General features: G+C 68.4%; 21 protein-coding genes. 7 read left to right on the forward strand and 14 right to left on the reverse strand.

Annotation, left to right across the window (positions count from 1 at the left end; genetic code table 11):
- From IBL25_RS03565 to IBL25_RS03580, 4 genes are all read left to right on the forward strand, one after another.
- Positions 1–259: hypothetical protein (locus IBL25_RS03565; protein WP_187777190.1), on the forward strand; the 259-nt coding region annotated here is incomplete at its 5' end.
- Positions 259–453 (forward strand): DUF1656 domain-containing protein, encoded by a 195-nt coding sequence (locus IBL25_RS03570; RefSeq protein ID WP_187777191.1) that lies wholly within the window; start codon positions 259–261, stop codon positions 451–453. The genes IBL25_RS03565 and IBL25_RS03570, both read left to right, overlap by 1 nt.
- Positions 454–463: 10 nt before the next feature.
- A complete protein-coding gene (locus tag IBL25_RS03575; RefSeq protein WP_187777192.1) occupies positions 464–1,384 on the forward strand; it encodes an efflux RND transporter periplasmic adaptor subunit in 921 nt (306 codons plus the stop codon).
- A gap of 115 nt (positions 1,385–1,499) precedes the next feature.
- Positions 1,500–2,090 (forward strand): TetR/AcrR family transcriptional regulator, encoded by a 591-nt coding sequence (locus IBL25_RS03580; RefSeq protein ID WP_238940193.1) that lies wholly within the window; start codon positions 1,500–1,502, stop codon positions 2,088–2,090.
- 7 nt (positions 2,091–2,097) lie between these two features.
- Here the strand turns inward: IBL25_RS03580 and IBL25_RS03585 are convergent, their stop codons facing one another.
- Positions 2,098–2,694: a TetR/AcrR family transcriptional regulator gene (locus tag IBL25_RS03585; RefSeq protein ID WP_367615547.1), complete on the reverse strand. Its 597-nt coding sequence runs from the start codon at positions 2,692–2,694 to the stop codon at positions 2,098–2,100.
- 115 nt (positions 2,695–2,809) lie between these two features.
- Between IBL25_RS03585 and IBL25_RS03590 the strand changes: the two genes are divergently transcribed.
- Together IBL25_RS03590 and IBL25_RS03595 are read left to right on the forward strand one after the other, a co-directional pair.
- Positions 2,810–3,931 (forward strand): efflux RND transporter periplasmic adaptor subunit, encoded by a 1,122-nt coding sequence (locus IBL25_RS03590; protein ID WP_187777195.1) that lies wholly within the window; start codon positions 2,810–2,812, stop codon positions 3,929–3,931.
- 13 nt (positions 3,932–3,944) lie between these two features.
- Positions 3,945–7,115, forward strand: coding sequence for an efflux RND transporter permease subunit (locus tag IBL25_RS03595; protein WP_187777196.1), 3,171 nt, complete (start codon positions 3,945–3,947; stop codon positions 7,113–7,115).
- A 36-nt stretch (positions 7,116–7,151) separates the two neighbouring features.
- Here the strand turns inward: IBL25_RS03595 and IBL25_RS03600 are convergent, their stop codons facing one another.
- Positions 7,152–8,729, reverse strand: coding sequence for a GMC family oxidoreductase (locus tag IBL25_RS03600; RefSeq protein WP_187777197.1), 1,578 nt, complete (start codon positions 8,727–8,729; stop codon positions 7,152–7,154).
- A 148-nt stretch (positions 8,730–8,877) separates the two neighbouring features.
- Between IBL25_RS03600 and IBL25_RS03605 the strand changes: the two genes are divergently transcribed.
- A complete protein-coding gene (locus IBL25_RS03605; protein WP_187777198.1) occupies positions 8,878–9,645 on the forward strand; it encodes an SDR family NAD(P)-dependent oxidoreductase in 768 nt (255 codons plus the stop codon).
- Between the two features lie 10 nt (positions 9,646–9,655).
- Here IBL25_RS03605 and IBL25_RS03610 read toward each other — a convergent pair whose 3' ends face one another.
- From IBL25_RS03610 to IBL25_RS03665, 12 genes are all read right to left on the reverse strand, one after another.
- A complete protein-coding gene (locus IBL25_RS03610) occupies positions 9,656–10,699 on the reverse strand; it encodes an SIS domain-containing protein (RefSeq protein WP_202986665.1) in 1,044 nt (347 codons plus the stop codon).
- A 57-nt stretch (positions 10,700–10,756) separates the two neighbouring features.
- Positions 10,757–12,070, reverse strand: coding sequence for an arsenic transporter (locus tag IBL25_RS03615; RefSeq protein ID WP_275295945.1), 1,314 nt, complete (start codon positions 12,068–12,070; stop codon positions 10,757–10,759).
- 80 nt (positions 12,071–12,150) lie between these two features.
- Positions 12,151–12,525: an arsenate reductase (glutaredoxin) gene (gene arsC, locus IBL25_RS03620; RefSeq protein ID WP_187777200.1), complete on the reverse strand. Its 375-nt coding sequence runs from the start codon at positions 12,523–12,525 to the stop codon at positions 12,151–12,153.
- 321 nt (positions 12,526–12,846) lie between these two features.
- Complete coding sequence (locus tag IBL25_RS03625) at positions 12,847–13,968, reverse strand: MFS transporter (RefSeq protein WP_187777201.1); 1,122 nt, start codon at positions 13,966–13,968, stop codon at positions 12,847–12,849.
- 613 nt (positions 13,969–14,581) lie between these two features.
- Positions 14,582–15,034, reverse strand: coding sequence for a monovalent cation/H(+) antiporter subunit G (gene mnhG, locus IBL25_RS03630; RefSeq protein WP_187777202.1), 453 nt, complete (start codon positions 15,032–15,034; stop codon positions 14,582–14,584).
- Positions 15,031–15,312, reverse strand: coding sequence for a K+/H+ antiporter subunit F (locus IBL25_RS03635; RefSeq protein WP_187777203.1), 282 nt, complete (start codon positions 15,310–15,312; stop codon positions 15,031–15,033). Before IBL25_RS03635 ends, mnhG begins: the two co-directional genes overlap by 4 nt.
- On the reverse strand, positions 15,309–15,788 hold the full coding sequence (locus tag IBL25_RS03640) for a Na+/H+ antiporter subunit E (protein WP_238940194.1): 480 nt from the start codon (positions 15,786–15,788) through the stop codon (positions 15,309–15,311). Before IBL25_RS03640 ends, IBL25_RS03635 begins: the two co-directional genes overlap by 4 nt.
- Before the next feature lie 2 nt (positions 15,789–15,790).
- Positions 15,791–17,383 carry a monovalent cation/H+ antiporter subunit D gene (locus IBL25_RS03645; RefSeq protein WP_202986666.1) on the reverse strand — a complete coding sequence of 531 codons (1,593 nt, stop codon included), beginning with the start codon at positions 17,381–17,383 and terminating at the stop codon, positions 15,791–15,793.
- 8 nt (positions 17,384–17,391) lie between these two features.
- Complete coding sequence (locus IBL25_RS03650) at positions 17,392–17,736, reverse strand: Na+/H+ antiporter subunit C (RefSeq protein WP_187777206.1); 345 nt, start codon at positions 17,734–17,736, stop codon at positions 17,392–17,394.
- Entirely contained in the window at positions 17,736–20,621 is a 2,886-nt protein-coding gene (locus IBL25_RS03655; protein ID WP_187777207.1) for a monovalent cation/H+ antiporter subunit A, read from the reverse strand. Before IBL25_RS03655 ends, IBL25_RS03650 begins: the two co-directional genes overlap by 1 nt.
- A 71-nt stretch (positions 20,622–20,692) precedes the next feature.
- Positions 20,693–21,166 carry a PTS sugar transporter subunit IIA gene (locus IBL25_RS03660; RefSeq protein ID WP_187777208.1) on the reverse strand — a complete coding sequence of 158 codons (474 nt, stop codon included), beginning with the start codon at positions 21,164–21,166 and terminating at the stop codon, positions 20,693–20,695.
- A gap of 446 nt (positions 21,167–21,612) precedes the next feature.
- Positions 21,613–23,202, reverse strand: coding sequence for an ABC transporter substrate-binding protein (locus tag IBL25_RS03665; RefSeq protein WP_187777209.1), 1,590 nt, complete (start codon positions 23,200–23,202; stop codon positions 21,613–21,615).
- Between the last annotated feature and the right edge of the window lie 6 nt (positions 23,203–23,208).

A 23,208-nucleotide genomic window follows, 5' to 3' on the forward strand; every position in this document is an offset into this window, starting at 1 on the left:
GGGCGCCGCCATCGTCGCCCGTGGCCTTGGCGCCTTCCGCCGGCTGCGCGAGGCACCGGAGGCCGTCGCCGCCGAGCTCCGCCAGGCAGCCGCGGAACTGGCGGCGCTGGAGGGTGCCACGCCGAGCACCTTCCACGCCGCAGCGATGCTGCACGAGGCGGCCGCCATCCTGGCCGAGCGCCCGCGTTTCTTTTTGCGCGGCCATGACTGGCTGGCGGAGCACCCGGCGCCACCCCGCGCCGCCGAGGCGACCGCCTGATGCTCTCCGAGATCAATATCGCCGGTGTTTACCTGGCGCCCATCGTCGTCGAGGGATTGGCGGGGCTCGCCATCTTCCTGCTCTGCCGCTTTGTGCTGGGGCGGCTGGGGCTGCTGCACCGGCTCTGGCACCCGGCATTGTTCGAAGTGGCCCTGTTCCTCTCCATCGTCTCCCTGCTCGTCCTGCTCCGGTAGAACCCACAAGATGCGCTTTCTCCAATCCTCCCTCCGCGTCCTTGTTACCCTGGCGGCCGTGGCGATCGCCGCCGTCCTGGTGGTGGCGCTCTGGCGCTCCTACATGCTGGCGCCCTGGACGCGGGACGGGCGCGTGCAGGCCCAGGTCGTCAATGTCGCGCCCGAGGTGGCCGGGACGGTGGTGCAGGTCCCGGTGCGGGATAACCAATTCGTCCAGCGCGGCGATGTGCTCTTCGAGATCGACCCCATCCGCTTCCGCCTGGCGGTCGAGCAGGCCGAGGCGCAGGTGGAGGGCGCCCGCAACCAGCTGAACTTCGCGCGCTCGGAATCCCGCCGGCAGCAGCAGCTCCGCGTCTATGCCTCCGAGGAAGCGCGGGAGAGGGCGGAGAATACCGTGCAGGTGGCGGCCGCCAGCCTGGATCAGGCGCAGGCGGCGCTCGACATCGCGAAGCTGAACCTCGTGCGCTCCCGTGTCGTGGCGCCGGTGAATGGCTATGTGACGCACCTGCGGTTGCAGGCCGGCAGCTATGTCGCCGCCGGGGCGCCGCAGATCGCCATCGTGGATTCGGATTCCTTCTGGATCGAAGGCTATTTCGAGGAAACCAAGCTATCCCGGGTGAGGCCCGGCGACCCTGCCCGTGTGCGGCTGATGGGCTATGACACGCCGCTGCAAGGCGAGGTGGAGGGCATCGCGCGCGGCATCAGCGACGCCAACGATATCAGCAACAGCCGTGGCCTGCCCACGGTGAACCCGGTCTTCACCTGGGTCCGGCTGGCGCAGCGCATTCCTGTCCGGGTGGCCATCCGGGAGGTGCCGCCGGAGGTGACGCTGGTGGTCGGCATGACCGCTTCCGTGGCGTTGGGGCCGGAAAGCGAGAAGCCGGCGGGCCTGGGCGGGCAGATGCTGGAATGGCTGCGTGACCGGTTGTGACACATAGGTGTCACACTCTCGAATCTCGCGCGTTATTTGCTATATGTGACGGCAATAAGATCGAATAACGAGAGCGGAAATGGCACGGCCGCGTGAGTTTGACCCGGAGAAAGCCTTGCAGGCTGCGCTGATGCAGTTCTGGCAGAAGGGCTACGAGGGCACCAGTATCGCCGACCTGACGGCGGCAATGGGTATCACCAAGCCCAGCCTTTACGCCTGCTTCGGTAGCAAGGAAGACCTCTTCCGCAAGGCGCTGGACAGCTACGAGGCCCGCTACCGCGCCATGGCCGATGGTGCCCTGGCCGAGCCCGATACGCGCAGGGCGGTGGAGCGGCTGTTGCAGGGTTATGCCGATCTGCTGACCTGCCAGGGCATGCCGCATGGTTGCCTTGGCCTGAACGGCGCCATTGCCTGCTCCCCGGACAGCGAGTCGGTGCGGCAGGAACTGATTCACCGCCGCCTGGAGGCCGAGGCCGTGCTCGCCGAGCGGCTGGAGCGGGCGCGGGAGCAAGGCGACCTCCCCGCCAATGCCAGCCCGGATGCCCTGGCGCGCTACCTGATGGCGGTGGCCATGGGCCTGGCCGTGCAGGCCAAGGCGGGCGCGACGCGGGAGATGCTGGGGGAGGTGGTGGAACTCACCATGGCAGGCTGGCCCGGCGGCACCCAGCGCCGCCCGGCCGAGGCGATGGAGCCCGTGGAGGCCTGACGCCGCCTCATTCTCGGGTGGGCGGAAGGGCCATGGCGAGCAGCGCGCGGCCGCTGCGTTCCAGCACTTCAGCGGCTTCCTCATTGCCCAGGTAAGGCGCGGCGGAAAACGCACCCTCCAGCAACAACAGCAGCGCATCGCCCAGCATCGCCGGTTCGGCGGCGCCGGCCTCGGCGCAAAGTTGCCGTAGGTCCTCGCGCGTCTTCAGCTTATGGCTATCGGCCACCTTGCGGGCGGGGTGCTCCGGGTCCGGGAATTCGGCAATGGCCAGGCCGACCGGGCAGCCCCGGAAGCCGGGGGTGCGCAGCGCTTCCGCCGCGGCGGCGATGCAGGCCGCCGGCCGTTCGCGCGGCGGCACGGCCGGGCCTGAAGCGCGGCTGATCAGGCAGGTCCCGTCCGCGCATTCGTCGCGAAGAATGGCCGCGATCAACTCGTCCTTGGATGGATAGGCGCGGTAGAGGCTGATCTTGGTGGTGCCGGCGATGCGGCACAGCTCCTCCACCCCCGTTGCCCGGATGCCCTGACGGTAGAACAGGTCCTTCGCCACCGTTCGCAGCCTCTGCGCGGCCGGGCTGCGTGGCTTGGTGGTTGCGGCATCCGTCACAGGCGCTCTCCCGCTCGTGTCCCCACGGCCGGCATGGGGATCTTGCAATTATACCGATCGGTATGTAATTCCCGGTACGAACCGGTCGGTATCATCCGGCCTCCGGAAATAGACCATGCCCATCTCCTTCCGCAAGACCCTGGCCACGATGGCCATCGTCCTCGCCTTGCCAGCCGCTCCCGCGCTGGCCCAACCCGCTCCGCCCACCGTCACCGTCGCCGAGCCGCTGCGCCGCGACGTCACGGAATGGGAGGAGCACATCGCCCGGCTGGAGCCCTCGGCCCGCGTGGAACTGCGCCCGCGAGTCTCCGGCCTGGTGGAGCAGGTGCACTTCCGCGACGGGCAGGTGGTCCGCGCGGGGGACCTGCTCTTCACCATCGACAAGCGGCCCTTCGAGATCGCGGTGCTCAGCGCCGAGGCGGAGCTGGCCCGCGCGCAGGCGCGGCTGGACCTCGCGCGGCAGGACATCCGCCGCACCACGCCGCTGGTGGAGGGCCGCATCGCGCCCCAGGCGCAGCTCGACACCCGCCGCGCCGCCGAGCGTGAGGCCGAGGCCCAGCTGGCCGATGCCCGCGCCAAGCTGCAGCAGGCGCAGCTGGAGCTGACCTGGACCGAGGTGCGCGCGCCGCAGCCCGGCCGGGCCTCCGACCGCCGCGTCGATGCCGGTAACCTGGTGCAGGCCAGCACGACGTTGCTGACCACCATCCTGACGCTCGACCCCATCTATGCCACCTTCGACATGAGCGAGGCCGATTACCTGCGCCTCGCCCGTGACGGCGGCGCCCGCGCGGGGGCCCAGGCGCCCGATATCCGCTTGAAGCTGGCTGATGAGGCAGGCTGGGACCGCCAGGGCAAGCTGAACTTCCTGGACACCGAGCTGCGTGCCCGCTCTGGCACCATCCGCGCCCGGGCGCTGCTGCCCAATCAGGATCTGTTCCTGACGCCCGGCGTCTTCGCCCGCCTGCGCCTGCCGGTGGGGCAGGGTGAGACGCTGCTGATACCCGATGCCGCCATTGCCGCCGATCAGGCCGCCCGCGTGGTCATGACCGTCTCGGCCGATGGTACGGTGGTGGCCAAGCCGGTGACGCTGGGCCCCATCGTGGATGGGCTGCGCGTGGTGCGCAGCGGCCTGTCGCCCAAGGACCAGGTGATCGTCGCCGGGCTGCATCTCGCCCGCCCGGGCACACGCGTGACGGCGGAGGCACAAGGCCCCGGCCGCCTCGCCCAGGCGCAATGAAGGAGCGGGTGCCATGCGCTTCGCCCAGTTCTTTATCGCGCGGCCGGTCTTCGCCGCCGTCATCTCCATCTTCATTGTGCTGATCGGCGGCATTGCCGCCACGCGCCTGCCGATCAGCGAATATCCGGAGATCGCGCCCCCCACGGTCACCATCAACGCCACCTATCCCGGCGCTTCCGCCGCCGTGATCGCCGAGACGGTCGCGACGCCGATCGAGCAGGAGATCAATGGCGTTGAGAACATGCTCTACGTCACCTCCCAGGCCACCGGCGACGGCAAGCTGACGGTGAACGTGGTCTTCCGCCAGGGCACCGATGTCGATCAGGCACAGGTGCTGGTGCAGAACCGCATGGCGGTGGCCGAGGCCCGGCTGCCGGAGGAAGTGCGGCGCCTGGGCCTGCTGGTGCGCAAGGCCTCGCCGGACATCATGATGGTGATCCATCTGATCTCGCCGGACGGGTCGCGGGATTCGCAGTACCTGTCCAACTACGCTTCGCTGAACATCAAAGACCGGCTGGCGCGGCTCGATGGCGTCGGCGATATCCAGGTCTTCGGCGGCCGCGACTATGCCATGCGCATCTGGCTCGACCCCGCCCGCATCGCCGCGCGCGGCCTGACGGCCGGCGAGGTGGTGGAGGCGCTGCGCCGCGCCAATGTGCAGGTCGCCGCCGGCGGCCTGAACCAGCCGCCCACCGGCGCCAGCGGCGGCGAGGCCTTCCAGCTCAATATCCAGGCGCTGGGCCGTCTCCGCAGCGTCGAGGAATTCTCGGACATCGTGGTGGCCACGGGCGAGGGCGGTGCGCCGCTGCGCCTGCGTGACATCGCGCGCGTGGAGCTTGGCAGCCAGGATTACACCGTCAACGCCTATCTCGGCCGCGACGAAGCCGTGGCTATGCCAGTCTTCCAGCGCCCCGGCTCCAATGCCCTCGCCACCGCCGCCGCCCTGCGTGCGTCGCTTGAGGATGCGAAGCGCAGCTTCCCGCCCGGCGTCGATTACCGCGTGGTCTATGACACCACGCAGTTCATCGAGCAGTCGATGGAAGCGGTGGTGCATACCTTTATCGAGGCCATCGTGCTGGTGGTGCTGGTGGTGATCCTCTTCCTCCAGTCCTGGCGCGCTTCCATCATCCCGCTGGCGGCCATTCCGGTCTCCATTATCGGCACGCTGGCCTTCATGGGGATGCTGGGCATCTCGGTGAACAGCCTGTCGATGTTTGGCCTGATCCTGGCCATCGGCATCGTGGTCGATGACGCCATCGTCGTGGTGGAGAATGTGGAGCGACACCTGGCCAATGGCCTGGACCCCGTCACCGCCACGCGCCGCACCATGGACGAGGTGGGCTTCGCGCTGATCGCCATCGCGCTGGTGCTCTGCGCCGTGTTCGTCCCGACCGCCTTCATCGAAGGCCTGGCCGGCGCCTTCTATCAGCAGTTCGCCGTCACCATCGCCGTCGCCACGCTGCTTTCGGCGCTGGTGTCGCTGACGCTCTCGCCCGCGCTGGCGGCGCTGCTGCTGCGGCCGCATTCGCATGAGAAGCCGACCGGCTGGCGCGCCGTGGCCGGGGCGCCCTTCGGCCTGTTCTTCCGTGGCTTCAACAAGCTCTTTGACGCGCTCTCCCTCGGCTATGGCGCCATGACGCGGCGGCTGGTGCGTGTCGCGGCGGTGATGATGCTGCTGTTTGCCGGGCTGCTCTTCCTGACAGGGCAGACAGTGCGCACCACGCCCACCGGCCTGATCCCGCCGCTGGACCGTGGCTACCTGATCGCCGCCTTCCAGCTTCCGCCCGGCGCCACGCTGGGCCGTACTGATGCGGTGATGCGCCAGGCTTCCGCCGATCTGCTGAAGGTGCCGGGCGTGGCCAATACGGTGGTCTTCACCGGCTTCGACGGCGCCACCTTCACCAACGCGCCGAACAGCGGCGTGATCTTCGTCACGCTGGATTCCTTCGAGAAGCGCGAGGCCGAGCACCTGTCCTATCCCGCCATCATCGGCGCGGTGCAGCAGGCGGTCTCGGGGCAGCGCGACGCCATGGCGCTGGTGATCCCGCCGCCATCGGTCTCCGGCATCGGCACCGGCGGCGGCTTCAAGCTTTACGTGCAGGACCGTGGCGATCGAGGCGCGCGGGAGCTGGAAGCGGTGACCAACCGCGTGGTCGGCGCCGCCAACCAGCTACCGGAGGTCGCCATGGCCTTCACGCTGTTCAACACTTCCACGCCCAGCCTGCGGGCGGAGGTGGACCGCAGCAAGGCGGAGATGCTGGGCGTGCCGCTCTCCCGCGTCTCGGAAACCCTGTCCGTCTATCTGGGCTCGGCCTTCGTGAACGACTTCAACATCCTGGGCCGCACCTTCCGCGTCACCGCCCAGGCGGAGGAGGACCAGCGCCGCACGCCGCGCGACGTGGGCCTGCTGCGCACCCGCAACGATGCCGGGGACATGGTGCCGATCGGCTCCCTGGCCTCGCTGGAGCCGGATACCGGCCCCTATCGCGTGCCGCGCTACAACCTCTTCCCGGCGGCGGAAGTGCAGGGCGCGGCGGCGCCGGGCGTTTCCACCGGCCAGGCCATCGCGGCCATGGAGAAGATGTTGGCCAGGGAACTTCCCCAGGGCTACAGCTTCGAATGGACCGAGATCGCGCTTCAGGAAACCACGCAGGGCAATACCGCGCCCATCGCCTTCGGGCTGGCGGTGGTCTTCGTCTTCCTGCTGCTGGCGGCACTCTATGAAAGCTGGCTGCTGCCGCTGGCGGTGGTGCTGATCGCGCCGATGTCGGTGCTGGCGGCGCTGACGGGCGTGGCCTGGCGCGGCATGGACAACAACGTGCTGGTGCAGATTGGGCTGGTGGTGCTGATCGGCCTGGCGGCGAAGAACGCGATCCTGATCGTGGAATTCGCCCGGCAGGCGGAGGAGGAAGGCATGACCCGCTGGCAGGCGGCCGAGGCCGCGGCCCGCACGCGGCTGCGGCCCATCCTGATGACCTCGCTGGCCTTCATCCTGGGCGTGCTGCCGCTGGCCATCGCCACGGGGGCGGGGGCGGAGATGCGGCAGAGCCTCGGTACGGCGGTCTTCGCCGGCATGCTGGGCGTGACGGTTTTCGGCTTGGTCTTCACCCCGGTCTTCTATGTCGTCGCCCGCGCCGTGGCGCGGCGGCAGCGGCAGGCGACGGTATCCGTGCCCGCCGAGTAAGTTCTCGCCCCCTGCGAGAGCAGGGGGCGGATGCCTTCAGGCGCCAGCGCGCATGCGGCGGGCCAGCGCCTCGCCAATCATCACGCAGGTGAAGTGCAGGTTGGCGCGGCAGTCGGTGGGCATGATGGCGGCATCGGCCACCCGCAGCCCCTCGACCCCGCGCACCTTCAGGTCCGGGTCCACCACGCCGCTCTGGTCCTCATAGGCCGTCATGCGGCAGGTGCCGGCGGCGTGCTGGATGTCGCTGGCTTCCGACAGCAGCAGCGCATCCAGTTCCGCATCCGGCATGGCCGCCACATCGGCATAAACCAGCGCGGTGTCGGAGAAGGTGATGCCCGAGGCGATGCCGGCCACCGCCGGATGCGCCGCGATGCGCGCCAGGCGCCGCACGCCGTCCCTCAGGCGCATCAGGTCGCGCGGGTCGGCCAGCATGTTCTCGTCCACCTCGGGATTGGCGAAGGGATCGGCTGAGGTCAGCCGCACCTCGCCACGCGAGAAGGCGTCGTAGAGCGAGACGCCGATGGAGCCGGTGGAGGCGGGGTTGGAGGCGCCCTCGACATAGCCGGTGTGGTTGAAGGCGATCATGATCATGTCACGCTCCCCACCGCCAGCGAGGCCGGAGCTATAGGTCAGGCAGCAATTGGTATGGCGTGCATCGGGATGGGTTGCTTGGTGCCCGGGCGTCAGGGAGAGGCTGGCCCGGACGATAGGGTGGTCCATCAGCCCCTGGCCCACGGCGGGCAGGTCCTGCAGCAGTTCGATGCCAAGCTTGGCCAGTTGCGCCGCCGGGCCGATGCCGGAGCGCATCAGGATGGTCGGGCTATGGATGGCACCGGCGCAGAGTACCACCTCGCGCGCCGCGATCTCCTGCCACTCGGCCTCGCCCTTGAAGCGCACCTTCACGCCACGTGCGCGGCGGCCATCGAAGAGCACGCGGTCCACCAGGGCGCCGCCACGTATCTCCAGGTTCGGGCGGCCACGCGCCGGCTCCAGATAGCCGTCGTTGGTGGTGACGCGCTGCCCGTCACGGCTGTTGATGGGGTAGCAGGAGACGCCTTCGCCCTGCGGGGCGTTGAGGTCTGCTTTCCAGGGATAGCCGAGGTCCAGCGCCGCTGCCTTCAACGCCCGGTCCACCGCGCCCCAATCCTTCTCCGGCGCGCGGTAGATGGGCAGCGGGCCGCCGAGACGGACGCCGGGGGCGGTGCCGGTTTCCGGATCGTCCTCGATCAGGTCGAAGAGGGGCAACACATCCTCTGCCGCCCAGCCCTCGCAGCCCAGTTCCGCCCATGCATCGAAAGCGGCTGGCACGCCGCGGATGGCGATCTGAGCATTCACTGTAGAAGAGCCGCCCATGGCCTTGCCACGCCAATAGAATTTCGGCTGCTGCGCGCGGGTGCGGCGGGTCTCCAGCCCCGGCCATTGCCATTCCGCCTGATGCGCCGGGGAGCGCATGAACGGGATGATATTGGCGCTGCGCAGCGCATGCGGCGCCTCCGCGGCGCGCCAGTCGCGCCCGGCTTCCAGCAGCAGCACGCGGCGCGTGGGATCTTCGGACAAGCGGGCGGCGAGCGGGGCGCCGGCGGAACCGGCGCCCACCACGATCACATCGTACATTCCCAAGCCTTACCGCGATTCGCGTGGGTGCAACATCGGCTTGGCCGTTACAGCGTTCTCCTCGTCACATCCTGTGGAAGCAGCGCTTCGCGCTGCCATCCCTGCCCGGCGCGCCGCGTTCGTCCAGGGCGAACAGGAGGCGCTCTTCATGAAGTTGCAAGGCAGGATCGCTATCATCACCGGGGCCGATTCGGGCATCGGGCAGGCCACGGCGGAGCTTTTCGCCCGGGAAGGGGCCGATATCTGCATCGGCTACCACACGGACCAGGCCGGCGCCGAGGAGACCCGGCGCCGCGTGGAGCAGGCCGGGCGGCGCGCCTTGGTGGTGCAGGGGGATGTCGGCCAGCCGGCGGATGTGGAGGCCCTGTTCCGCGAGGCCGCCACGCTGGGCACTCCCGACGTGCTGGTGAACAGCGCGGGCAAGGGCATGGGCGGCATGCCCGTGGCCGAGATGGAAGACGAGATGCTGGAGCGCGTGCTGCGCACCGACCTCCTGGGGCCGCTCTTCTGCTGCCGCGCCTTCATCCGGCTGAGGAAGCAGCATGGCGGCAAGGGGCGCATCGTCACCATCAGCTCCGTCGCGCAGCACCTGCCGACACCGGGCAGCGCGCCCTATGGCATGGCCAAGGCGGGCATCGGCTCGCTCACCCGCAGCCTCGCGGTGGAGGTGGCGGAGGACAAGATCAATGTGAACAACATCGCCCCCGGCCTGATCCAGACGCCGATGACGCAGGAACGGCTCGACGATCGGGAGAAGCGGGAGGCTTCCTTCAAGGAGATTCCCTGGCACAGGGCAGGCCAGCCCGAGGAGATCGCGCGGCTGGCCCTGTTCCTGGCCTCGGATGACGGGGATTACGTCACCGGCCAGACCTGGACCATCGATGGCGGCCTGACCATGAACTGGGGTGGCGCCTGAGGCGCCGGCCTCAGAGCGTTTCCGTCACCTTCCGCAGATGCGGCGGGTGGTCGGGGTCCAGGCCCCGGGCGCGGGAAAGGGCTTCCACGAAGCGGTAGAAGCCGGTGATGGCGGCGATGGAATCCGTCAGCGGATGCCCTGTCGCCGGCACCGGCAGCGTTACCGCCCCAGGCGCTTCTCCACCGGCCACAAAGACCCGGCCGCCCTGGGCCGCCAGGCGCGCCACAGTGTCCAGCAGGCCCGGGCGTGCCGCGTCATCCTGCAGGAAGGCCAGTACGGGGAAGCCACCCTGCACCAGGGACATCGGCCCATGCTGCACTTCAGCAGAAGAGAAAGCCTCGGCATGCAAGATGCTGGTTTCCTTGAACTTCAGCGCCGCTTCCATGGCTATCGCGAGCCCGGGGCCCCGCCCCAGCACATAAAGCGAGGAGGCAGCCGCGAACTCGGGAAGGGCAACGGACCAGCTATCCGCCGGAGCGGCGCGCAGGGTGGCGGGCAGGCGGCTCAGTGCCTCCCGCAACGCTGAATCCTGCCGCCAGGCGGCCAGCACAGCCAGCGCCGCGGCGGCCGAGCTGACGAAGCTCTTGGTGGCGGCGACACTGCGCTCCGGGCCGGCACGCAGCGGGATGGTGATGTCGGCGGCCTCGGCCAGGGGCGAGCGTTCGACATTGACGATGGCAATCGTCGCGCCGCCGCCCTGCCGCGCCGCCTGCAAGGCAGCCACAAGGTCCGGGCTGCGGCCGGACTGGGAAATGGCCAGCGCCACGGCCCCCTTCAGCCGCGGCACCGACCTGTAGATGGATGCGATGGAAGGGCCGAGGGAAGCTACCGGCACTCCGGTCAGGATCTCGCAGGCGATCTTGAAGGCGCTGGCCGCGTGGTCCGAGGAGCCGCGTGCCACCGTGACCACCACCGGGGGCGAGAGGCGGCGCAGCAGGGCGCCGGCTTCCGCAATCTCAGCGGCCGAGCCGGTGAGCAGCCGCTCGATGGCATCGGGGATCTCGGCGATCTCCGCTTGCATGAGGCTGGAAGCTTGCGGTGTGTCGCTGGGCATCGGCCGGATGATCTCTCCTATGGTCTGGCACCGGCAGCGGGCGGGGCATGTGCCGGATCAGGCCGCCCCCAGCACCCGCAGCCAGAGGACCAGAGCAACCAGCACCACCAGCAGCACCGGCGGCGTGATGGCAAGGCCGATGCGCATGTACTGCCCCCAGCCGATGGTGATGCCCTTGCGCGAGAGGACGTGGAGCCAGAGCAGCGTGGCGAGGCTGCCGATCGGCGTGAACTTCGGCCCGAGATCACAGCCGATAACATTGGCATAGACCATCAGTTCCCGCGTCAGGGGCGGGATACCCTGCGCCTGCTCGATCGACAGGGCCCCGACCAGCACGCCCGGCAGGTTGTTCATGACCGAGGAGAGCAGGGCGGCGCCGAAGCCGGTACCGATGGCGGCGGCCCAGGGACCGTGACCGGCCAGCCAGACGAGGGCCTGCGCCAACTCCTGCGTTAATCCCGCATTTCTAAGCCCATAGACGACGAGATACATGCCAAGGCTGAAGACCACGATCTGCCACGGCGCCTCCCGCAGCACCTTCAGCGGAGAGATTGCCGCACCCCGGCCACCCTGGTGCCAGCGGCCCGCCAGAGCCAGCAGCACCAGCGCCGCCGTGCCAGTCACCGCCGCCACCGGCACGCCCAGCGGGGCCAGGATGAAGTAGCCAAGCAGCAACAGCACCAGCATCGGAAAGGCGGCACGAAAGACCAGCTGGTCCCGCAGGGCGGTGGCCGGAGCTTCCAGCTGCGCCAGCGGATAGTGCTGCGGCATCTCCCGGCGATAGGCCAACCAGAGGACCCCCAGCGTCGCCAGGAGGGACACGAGGTTCACCGGCACCATCACTGCTGCGTAGCGGTTGAAGGTGATGCCGAAGTAGTTGGCGCTGACGATGTTGACGAGGTTGGAGATCACCAGCGGCAGGCTGGTGGTATCGGCCACGAAGCCGGTGGCGATGACGAAGGCCAGGGTGGCCGCCGGGGTGAAGTTCAGCCGCAGCAGGATCGCCACCACGATGGGCGTCAGCAGCAGCGCCGCGCCGTCATTCGCGAAGACGGAGGTGATAAGAGCGCCCAGAACTACCACCAGGGGAAAGAGCCGGCGCCCCTGGCCGCCGCCCCAGCGGGCGACGTGCAGGGCGGCCCATTGGAAGAAGCCTGCTTCGTCCAGCAGCACTGAAATGACGATCAGCGCCACGAAGGTGAAGGTCGCGTCCCAGACGATCTGCCAGACGGCGGGCACATCGGCCCAACCGATCACGCCCGTCAGCAGGGCCAGGCCGGCGCCGCCCATGGCGCTCCAGCCAATGCCAAGGCCGCGTGGCTGCCAGATGACCAGCGCCAGGGTGGTCAGAAACAGAACAAGAGCAAGCATCAGGCATCCTCGGCCAGCGGCAGGCGGGAGGTTCGGCGGGACGGAACGAGGGGGGGAGAGGTTAGGCTGGTGGAGCCGGCTCAGCCGGCTTCGGTGCCGCTTGCCTCGGGCAGGATCTCAAGAACAAGCTCAGCCGGCCGGCAGAGCCTCACGCCCAGCGGCGTGGCCACCAGAGGGCGGTTGATCAGGATGGGATGGGTCACCATCGCTTCCAGCAACTGGTCTTCCGTCAGCGCCGGATCGTCCAGTCCAAGCTCGGCATAAGGTGTGCCTTTCTGCCGAAGCAGGTCGCGCGCGCTCATGCCGGCACGGGCCAGCAGGCTAGCCAGCTCGGCGCGGCTGATCGGTGTGCTTAAATATTCAATAACAGTTGGTTCCAAGCCTTTGCTACGGATCAACGCGAGAGTGTTCCGGGAGGTGCCGCAGGCCGGATTGTGGTAGATGGCGACGTCCAAGGCTCAGGCTCCGTAAGGTAGCGAGGCCTCAGCTTAGCGGAACTGCGGCGCCTCGGCATGAGGGTTCTTGAGGCCATGAGGGCATCGGAGCCTAACAGCGGCGAATGCTGATGCCTTTACGGACGGGTACATAGGATGCACTGCACCGTCGGGCCGACGACGGTGCAAAATCTTTTAGGATCAGCATTTTCTGCGTTTTCTTTTGCATCGCGCACTCGGCGCTTGCCGGGCCTTCCCGAGGGGAGAAGGCGACCGGAAGGCCGGGTCGGGAATTCCGCATAACAAACGTTATGTAAAATTCTTGAGCCGTCCCCGTAATCCTTACGCTGCCATCGCCGGCTCAGCACCAGAAACCACTTCGGCAGCCTGGGCCGTGTTCTGCTCACGCGTCCGGGCACAGAAGTAGATTGCCACCACGCCTAGGGAAGCTGGCAGCAGTGCCAATGCGGGCTCGCCTGTCGCCCAGGCCATGACCGCGGCGGCCAAGCAGCCCGAGACGGCCCCGAAGTCCCATCCGCCTTCCAAAGAGAAATGGAACCTGTAAACAGCGCCGGATTGCTTCGCCCGCTCATAGATCGTGCTCATGATCACCGGGCCATAGAAGCCGGCGGCTATGGCGCCCGTCAGGTTTGCGATGGTGGCCGCCATCGGCGACCAGGCTGAGCCGATGCGCAGCGCGAAGCCGAAGGCCAGCATGATGCAGACTGCCACGAGGTACTGCTGCCGGCGTCCACCATCGATCGCACGGCCACAGGCGAAGCTGACCGCCGCCCCCACCAGCCCGGCGGCTGCATTCACCAGCCCGAAGGCCCCGTAGCTGCCACCCATCGAGCTGAACAGCACCATGGGCCAGGCGAGCCCCAGGCCGGAAGCAATCCACCCATCAGCCGTGAAGGTAGCCATGCCGCGCAGATCGAGCCCCCGCATCGTCTCACGCGCCCGGGGCACCGCACCGGCCATGACCGGTGCCATACGCCACAAGGGCCAGACCGACAGCAGGCAGATACAGGCGGCGATGGCGAAATCGACGGCCTCGCCGAAGCTGCTCAGCAGCAGCCCGCCCAGCAGCGGCCCCACCACGGCCACCAGGGCGCCGACCATCATCCGCTCGCCCAGTTGCCGGCCGATGCCCTCGCCCTTCGCCACGGTCGCGGCTGTGGAGGCGTGGTAGACGGGCCAGTAGAGCGCCTCGGACAGGGAGACGATCAGGATCCAGACGGCGAGCCAGCGCGCATCCTCCGCCAGCAGGAGCGGCAGGAACTGGAGCGAGGCGATGCCCGCCCCCAGCTTCATGGCATTGCCCAGCCTTACCCTGCGCACGACCTCCAGGGCCAGGAAGCGCATGCCGAAGCGCAGGAGAAGCAGGGCCGCATAAGCCGTCAGCGCCAGGGGGATGCCGAGGCCGAGCTTCAGGAGGTAGGCTCCGATAAAGCCGCCCGCCATGGTTGAGGAAAGCCCATGCAAGGCAGAATGCAAGGTAAGCAGACGAAACTGAGTAAGGGCCGGCACGACATGGCTCCAGATTCTCCGGGCCAAACGCCGCGGCGGCCGGGGTTCTCACGGTTTGTTGAACCTGGGTCAAGAACGAAAAATCGTGTTCAGCCAACTTCAAACTTTGGCTTTGCTGTAGTCCAGACGAGGAAAGAGCGACCTCCTCCAGGGCAGCCGGAGCAACAGCCTACGAGCCGATTCCTAGCCCCTTTATCAACTTATGGTTGATTTTTCCCTCGGGGATTTCCTTTGCCGAGGGCGCGGAATCTCGTCTTTTATGAGCTTGCTGTCCCTGCGCATCCCCCTCCGCGACAAGAGTTATAGAGACCTGCAGAGCCGCTGATCAGACCCTGACGCGGCGCACGTCGCAGATGGGCACAACTTCGAAGCCGATGCGCCTTGGCGCCAGAGGCTCATGGGCTGGTTAGGCTATCAGCGCTCGCCCTTTGTCCGCCGCAACATGCAGAGGCTACGCCGGCGCAGACAGATCTGGGCCGGCAGGCGCTGGCCCTGCTGGCCGGCACGCCGATCATGGACCGCTATTTCGATATGGCGGCCATGACCGCTATGGAGCAGTTCCTGCGTGCTTGCGCGCTGGAATACCTGTTTCAGCTCCTTCGGTGGATTCGGCCTCGCTCCCGGTCTGAACCTGGCTCGCGGAATGGCCCTCCGGCCGGGCGGAGGCCGGCACCTGCCGGCTTCCCTCCAGCCGGTCCCGGTGCAGGGCGGCACGGCCCACCAGCATCAGCGTCACCGGCGTGGTGACGATCAGCAGGATGCCGATCAGCACCTCATGCAGCGCCAGGCGGCTTTGCAGCACCGAGAAGAACAGCATCGAGGCCAGCAGGATGCAGCCCATGCCGCAGGATGTGCCGATGGTGGGCGCATGCAGCCGTTCATAAAAGGTTGACAGCCGCAGCAGGCCGATGGAGCCGGTCAGCGCCAGCCCGGCGCCGATCAACAGCAGCAAGGCTACCGGGATAGCCACCAGCAGAGGCAGGTCGGCGGCGTGGCTCATTCGATCACCTCGCCGCGCATCAGGAACTTCGCCAGGGCCGCGGTGCTGACGAAGCCCAGCAGGGCAATCACCAGCGCCATCTCGAAATAGATGTCCGTGCCGGAACGGATGCCGAAGGTCAGCAACAGCAGCATGCCGTTAACGTAGAGCGTATCCAGCCCCACCACGCGGTCCTGCGCCCGGGGGCCACGCGCCACGCGCCAGGTGGCGCAAAGGAAGGCGAGCCCCAGCATCAGCTGCGCCACCAGCAGCGACCATTGCAGCAGCGCCTGGCTCATTCGAAGATCTCCATCAGCGGCTGTTCGTAGCGGTCCTTGACGACGCGCACCCAATAGTCCTCGTCGACCAGGTCGAGGATATGCAGCAGCAGCCAGCCTTCCTCATTGTCGTATTCCACCCAGGCGGTGCCGGGCGTGGCTGTCAGGATGGTGGCCAGCGCCGCCAGGCCGCGCGGGTCCCGCATCGCCAGATGGATATGGATGAAGCCGGAATGGCGCTCCTTCCTCCGGCCCATGATGACCTGCGCGACGCCGATATTGGACCGGATGATATCCACCGCCACGATCCCGGCCAGGCGCAGCGCCACCAGCGGGCGCCCTACCCGCAACTTGGCGGGCCGCAGCCGCGTCAGCATCCGCCCGCCCAGCAGGGCCACCACCACGCCCACCAGCGCGGGGCCGGGCGCCACCGTCTGGTTCAGCAGCAGCCACAGAAGGAAAAGCGCCAGCGAGACCAGCGGGTGAGGCAGCAGCATTCTCATCGGGCCAGCCCCATCACGCCACGCACATAATCCTGCGGCGCATGCAGCGAGACCGCCGCCGCCTGGGTGTAGCGCAGCACCGGCCCCGCCGCCGCCGTCAGCCCGATGCAGAGGCTGAGCAGCAGCAGCACCGGCGCGATCTCAATCACGCCGACGCGCGGCACCGTGCGGCCAGACGTGGCCCAGAGGCTGCGGATGCCGGCGCGCATCATCGCCAGCACGGTCGCCAGCCCGGAAATGACCAGCGCCGCCAGCAGCGCCCAGCCACCGGCGGAGATGTCGGTCGGCCCTTTCCCCAACCCTTCAGGATTGAGGATGGCACTCAGCATGGCGAATTTGGCGACGAAGCCGGAAAGCGGCGGCAGCCCCGCCAGCAGCAGGGCGCAGCACAGGAAGCAGGCACCCAGCACGGCCATGGTGGCGGGGATGGCCACGCCGACCTCGTCGTCTTCCTCGTCATCGTCCTCGCCATCGCCGAAGGCTTCCAGCGTCACCGCCAGAACGTCGGCGCCGACATCGCGCCCGCGCTCCAGCAGCTCGATCAGCAGAAAGAGCGCCCCGATGGCCAGCGCCGAGCTGGCGAGATAAAGCAGCGCGCCGCTGGTGACGGCGACCTGCCCCGCGCCAACCGCCGCCAGCAGCGTGCCGGAGGAGATCAGCACGCTGGCGCCGGCCAGCCGGGACAGGTCCTGCGTCGCCAGCACGCTGACGGCGCCGAAGCCGATGGTGATGATGCCGCCGGCCAGCAGCCAGGTGCCGCCAAAGCCGGCGGAAACCCCGGCATCGTCGCTGAACAGCAGCAGCGAGAGCCGCAGCACCGCATAGACGCCCACCTTGCTCATCATGGAGAAGATGGCGGCGGCCGGCGGGCTGGCGGCGGCATAGGTCGGGCCCAGCCAGAAGCCCAGCGGCCACATCGCCGCCTTGGCCAGGAAGGCCATGCCGAGGATGGCCGCGCCCGCTTCCAGCAGCGGCCGGTTCTCGTCCGGGATGGCGGGGATGCGGGCGGCGAGGTCGGCCATGTTCAGCGTGCCGGTGACGCCATAGATCATGCTGACGCCCACCAGGAAGAGCAGCGAGGCGGCCAGGTTGATGGAGATGTAGTGCAGCCCCGCCTTCACCCGCGCGACGCCCGAGCCATGGAGCGCCAGGCCGTATGAGGCGGCCAGCAGCACCTCGAAGAAGACGAAGAGGTTGAAGAGATCGCCGGTCAGGAAGGCGCCGTTGAGGCCCATGAGCTGGAACTGGAACAGCACATGGAAATACGGCCCCATGCGCTGCCAGCGCGTGAGCGAGAAGACCAGCGCGCAGAGCCCCAGCACCGCCGTCAGGATCAGCATCAACGCGGACAGCCGGTCCGCCACCAGCACGATGCCAAAGGTGGCCGGCCAGTTGCCCAGGCGGTAGACGGAAACGATCTCGCCGCCGGTATGCGCCTGCACCGCCAGGGCAATGGCGGCGGCCAGCATGGCCAGCGTGGACAGGATGCCCAGTGCGGCGCGCAGCCGGCCGCGCTGGTCCTCCATCGGGATCATGAGCGCGCCCACCGCCAGTGGCAGCGCGATGGGCAGGATCGTCAGGTGCTGCATCCAGCCGTTCATTCGCGGGGTCCCCGACCATCCACGTGGTCACCGCCCGTCAGGCCGCGGGAGGCCAGCATCACCACCAGGAACAGCGCGGTGGTGGCGAAGCCGATGACGATGGCCGTCAGCACCAGCGACTGCGGCAGCGGGTCGGCGAAGACCGCCGGGTCTCCCGATGTGCCGGGCTCCAGGATCGGCGGCCGCCCCACCGGGAAGCGCCCCATGCTGAAGATGAAGAGGTTCACGGCATAGGACAGCAGCGACAGCCCGATGATGAGCTGGAAGGTGCGCGGCCGCATCAGCAGCCAGACCCCGGAGCCGCCCAGCACGCCGATGCTGATCGCGAGGATGAGTTCCATCAGTCGTCTCCTCCGGCGGGGGCACGGGTCGGCAGTACGGGCGGCGCGGGCTTCGGGCTGCGCACCGACTGATGCGCGATGGCGATGAGCATCAGCACCGTGGCGCCAAAGACCAGGGCGAAGACGCCGAGGTCGAAGAGCACCGCGCTGGCCAGTGGCAGCTTGCCCAGCCAGCCGAGATCCGCATAGGCGAAGTAGGAGGTCAGGAAAGGCCGCCCGAAGAACATGGCCGCGCCGCCGGTGCCGGCCGCCAGCAGCAGGCCCAGCCCCATCCAGCGCAGCGGATGGATGCGCAGGTGGTCCTCCACCCAGCGGGTGCCGCCGGCCATGTATTGCAGCAGGATGGCCACCGACATCATCAGCCCCGCCGCGAAGCCGCCACCCGGCAGGTCGTGCCCCCGCAGCAGCAGGAAGAGCGCGACGACGCCGATGACAGGGAACATGAGGCGCATGATGACGCCCGGCACCAGCAGCCATTCCCCTGCCCGGCCCTGCTGCTGCTCCGGCACGCCCACGCTTTCCGGCGCCGGGCGGAAGCGGCGCAGCAGCGCGAAGACCGTGAGCGCGACGATGCCCAGCACCGTGATCTCGCCCAGGGTGTCGAAGCCGCGGAAATCCACCAGGATGACATTCACCACATTGGTGCCGCCGCCCTCGGTATAGGCGCGCTCCAGGAAGTGGCGGGAAATGCCTTCGGGCGAGGGCCGCGTCATGGTGGCGTAGGAGAGCGCCGTCAGCCCCGCGCCGGCGGCGACGGCGATGATGAAGTCCCGGTAGCGGCGCAGGCGCTGCAGCAGCGTGCCGGAAGTGGTGAATTCTACCCGCTTCGGCAGCCAGCGGAGGCCCAGCAGCAGCAGCACCGTGGTCACCACCTCCACCAGCAGCTGCGTCAGCGCCAGGTCGGGTGCCGAGAACCATACGAAGGTCAGGCAGGTCGCCAGGCCGGCGCCGCCCAGCAGCACCAGCGCCGCCAGGCGATGGTATTTGGCCTGGTAGGCCGCGCCAATGGCGCAGCCGGCGCCCGCCAGCCAGATCAGCCCCACCACGGGATCCGCCTCGCTCAGTGCCACGCCGCCCAGCCGCAGGCCATAGGGCAGCAGCGCCAGAGTGGCGGCGAGGAAGGAGACGCAGACCAGGAGCCGAAGCTGCATCTGCAGCCGCGCCGTGCCCATCAGCTGCTCCAGCGTGCGGGCGAAGCGCCATGAGAGGAAGACCATGGCACGGTCGAAGATGCGGCGGCCATCCAGGCCGCGAATCAGCGGCGTGCCTTCCACGCCGGTGGTGAAGTGCCGCTGCAGCAGGTGGTAGAGCAGCACGCCCATGCCCAGGGCGAAGACGCTCATCACCAGCGGCAGGTTGACGCCGTGCCAGACGGCCAGGCTGTATTCCGGCGTGGCCTCGCCCAGTACGGAGCGCACCGCCACGTCCAGATAGGGCCCGATGGTGGCGGCGGGCAGGATGCCCACGACCATGCAGCCGAAGACCAGCACTTCCACCGGCAGGCGCATCCATTGCGGCGGCTCATGCGGCGTGCGTGGCAGGTCGTCCGTATCTGGACCGAAGAAGGTGCCGTGGATGAAGCGCAGCGAATAGGCCACGGCGAAGATGCTGGCCACCGTGGCCGCCACCGGCAGCATGGTATGCAGCATGGTGGGCGCGGAAGAGGCGGTCAGGGCCTCGGTGAAGAACATCTCCTTGGAGATGAACCCGTTCAGCAGCGGCACGCCCGCCATGGCAGCGGCGGCCACCAGCGCCAGCCGGGCCGTGAAGGGCATGGCGCGGTTGAGGCCGGAGAGCCGCCGGATGTCGCGCGTGCCGGTCTCATGGTCGATGATGCCGGCGGCCATGAAGAGCGAGGCCTTGAAGGTCGCGTGGTTCATGGTGTGGAAGATGGCCGCGACCATGGCCAGGGGGCTGTTGAGGCCCAGCAGCAGCGTGATCAGCCCGAGGTGGCTGATGGTGGAATAGGCCAGCAATCCTTTGATGTCATGCTGGAAGATCGCGACGTAAGCCCCTAAAAGTAATGTAATAACTCCCGCGCCACCGACGATCCAGAACCAGGCCTCCGTGCCGGCCATGACAGGCCAGAGCCGCGCCATCAGGAAGATGCCGGCCTTCACCAGCGTGGCCGAATGCAGATAGGCGGAGACCGGCGTGGGCGCCGCCATGGCATGCGGCAGCCAGAAGTGGAACGGGAACTGCGCGCTCTTGGTCAGCGCGCCCAGCAGGATCAGCACCAGCGCCGGCAGGTAGAGCGGATGCGCCCGGACGGCATCGCCCGAGGCCAGCACCTGATCGAGATCGTAGCTGCCGACAATATGGCCCAGCACCAGCACCCCCGCGAAGAGGGCGAGGCCACCGGCGGAAGTGACCGTCAGCGCCATGCGGGCGCCGTCACGCGCCGGGGCGGCGTGCTGCCAGTAGCCGATCAGCAGGAAGGAGAAGAGGCTGGTGAGTTCCCAGAAGAAGACGAGCTGGACGAGGTTGCCGGACAGCACCAGCCCCATCATCGAGCCCATGAAGGCCAGCAGGAAGGCGAAGAAGCGTGGGATCGGGTCTTCCGGCGACATGTAGTAGCGGGCGTAGAGCACCACCAGGAAGCCGATGCCGGCCACCATTACGGCGAAGACGGCGGCGAGACCGTCCATCCGCAGCACGAAGTTCAGGCCCAGCTCCGGTACCCAGGCCAGCTCCATCCGCGTCACGCCGCCGGTGGAAATGGCCGGGTAATACAGCAGCCAGACCATGACCAGTGTCAGCAGCGCCACGCCACCGGCCAGCCAGGCTTCCAGATTGCGGCTGTTGTTGTTCGGCAGCAGGGCCGCCACCAGGGCGCCCAGGTAAGGCAGGCCGACCGCGGCCAGGAGAAAAAAGGCGTCAGGCATCGGGCGCCCTGCGCTGAATGGAACAGAAAGAACGGCGCCCGCTGGGGCCGCCCGGCTCTCGCGTCACGCCCTCAAGGCCCAGCCTCGGGGTCTGGCTGGTCCGCCGCCTGCAGGCGGGAGAGTGCTTCCTCAGCGGAGCGTGCCTGCCGCAGCTGGCGCGGCAGTTGCTGGTCCCGCAGCGCGCGGCAGATGTCGGAGAGCGCCGGCAGGAAGCCTTCGGAAGCGGATTCCGGCCAGAGCACCAGGAAGACCAAGTCCACCGGCTCGTCGTCGCGGGCATCGAAGTCAATGGGGTGGGTCAGCCGTGCCAGGATCGCCAGAGGCGAGTCCAGCCAGTCCAGCCGCGTGTGCGGCAGGGCCACGCCACGCCCCAGCGCGGTGGAGCCCAGCTTCTCGCGGCCCAGCAGGGGCTGGAGGATCTCTTCCTTCTTTCGTCCCAGGCGATTGGCGGCTTCGGCGGCAAGGAGGTCCAGGAGTTCTGCCTTGTTGCCGGGCGCCAGGGTGAGAATGCCCTCTGGGTTCGAAAAAAGGTCAACGATCGGCATACGGTACTCCTGTCCTAAATGTAATCTAGGCCGACGTGCCGGATATCGTAACCCGTCGGGCCGCAAAATTGCCGCGATTCAAGTGTTGCGGCGTATTACTGGGCCCATACTGGGCCAGCCGGGGTGACGGAACCCCCCTTCACCCCCGCCGGGCATTGCTCGCTGTTGCTGGGTGGAGCGCAAGCCGTGGTAGCAGGATGTCTGAACGCGCCCTGCCGCGCGGCAGAATGCTCCGCAGAGCCATGTCATCCAAGAGGAAGTCGATCGGGTGGTGGCCCGTCATCCGTTGGCCCCGGCCGCCGGGACGCGGTCAGCCGGGGAAATACCGGCCACCGGGCCCGCCGGACATTCCGAGCCCGGGCAGCGTCACCGCCCGGCGCCGGTGGCGAAGCGATCGGCCAGCGTGGCCGGAACGCCTCGTCGCGGCGGCAAAGGCGCCCTCCGCCCTAGCTGGCGCGGCGGAGGTTGGTGAAGAGCGGTGCCCCCTTCAGCATGCCGGTCAGCTCGGCGCGGTAGGCGGTCGGCTGATAGAAGACGCCCGTGGGGTAGAAGGGCACCTCCTCGAAGGCCAGAAGCTGCATGTCGCGGCAGATGCGCCGCTGGCTCTCTGCATCGGCGGCGGCGAACCAGGCGTCGCGCAGCGCCTCCATGCGCGGGCTGTCATACCAGCCGAAGGTTGCCCGGCGGCCATTGCCGCGCATGTAGTTATGCGCCGCCGGGTTCATCACGCCCACGCCAAGGCTGAAGTTGCAGAACATGCTCCAGCCGCCTTTGTCCAGGGGCTCCTGCGAGGCGAGGCGTTGCAGCACGGTGCCCCAGTCTAGAGACTGGTAATCGAGGTTGATGCCGACCTTGCGCAGCATGTCGGCGGTCACTTCGCTCATGGCGTTCAGCACCGGGAAGTCGGCCGGCACCAGCAGCACCACGCGTTCGTTGGCATATCCGGCGGCAGCGAGGTCGGCGCGGATCTTCGCCGGGTCATATGCGGTGGGCAGGGCTTCCAGCCCCGCCTCGCTGGCCATGGGGGCGCCGGGCAGGAAGAAGCCGGAGCGATCCTTCCAGAGGCTGCGATCCTCCCCCGCCACCACCTGCATATAATCCTGCTGCCGGATGGCGCCCATCAGCGCGCGGCGGATGGCCGGATTGTCGAAGGGCGGCTGCAGGTGGTTGGGGCGGACCATGGTGAAGGCGCCGGCGGTGTCCAGCACCTCGATCTTCAGCTCCCGGCGGCGGCGCAGCAGCGGCACCAGGTCCATCACCGGCTGCTCCCACCAGTCCATCTGGCCGGATTGCAGGGCGGCGGCGGCGGTGGCCGCATCCGGCATGGTGTGCCATTCCACCCGTTCGAAATGCGCGACACGGGGGCCTGCCAGCATGCTCGCCGTGCCCTCCTGGCGCGGCACATAGCCATCGAAGCGCTGGTAGACGGCCAGGGCGCCGGGCACGCGCTCCCCTGCCACGAAACGATAAGGGCCGCTGCCGACCATCTCGGCCACCGGTTGGGTTCCGGGGGTGGCGGCCAGGCGCTCGGGCATGATGGGGCAGATATTGGAGCCCGCCTTGCCCAGCGCGTCCGGCAGCAGAGGAAAGGGGCGCTTCAGGCGGAAGCGGACCGTACGGTCATCGGGCGCCGAGAGTTCATCGGTGGCCGCCATCAGCGCCATGCCGAAGGCGTCGCGCGAGCCCCAGCGCCGGATGCTGGCCACGCAATCCCGCGCCAGCACGGGCGTGCCGTCGTGGAAGCGCAGCCCCTCCCGCAGCCGGATGGTCCAGAGGCGCCCGTCCTGCTCCACCACATGGCCTTCCGCCATCTGCGGATGCGGCGCCGCGTGCTCGTCCACGCCATAAAGCGTGTCGAAGACCATCATGCCGTGGTTGCGGGTGACAAGGCCGGTGGTCTGCACCGGGTCGAGCAGCGCCAGATCCGCCTGCGGCACGAAGCGCAGCACGGAAGCCTTCTGGGACGAAGCCAGACGCGGCGCGGAGAGAGCCGCCGTGGCCAGCGCGGCCCCGGCGATGAAGCTGCGACGCTGCATGCACTC

This window comes from Pseudoroseomonas ludipueritiae (assembly GCF_014490445.1).
Lineage (GTDB): Bacteria > Pseudomonadota > Alphaproteobacteria > Acetobacterales > Acetobacteraceae > Pseudoroseomonas > Pseudoroseomonas ludipueritiae.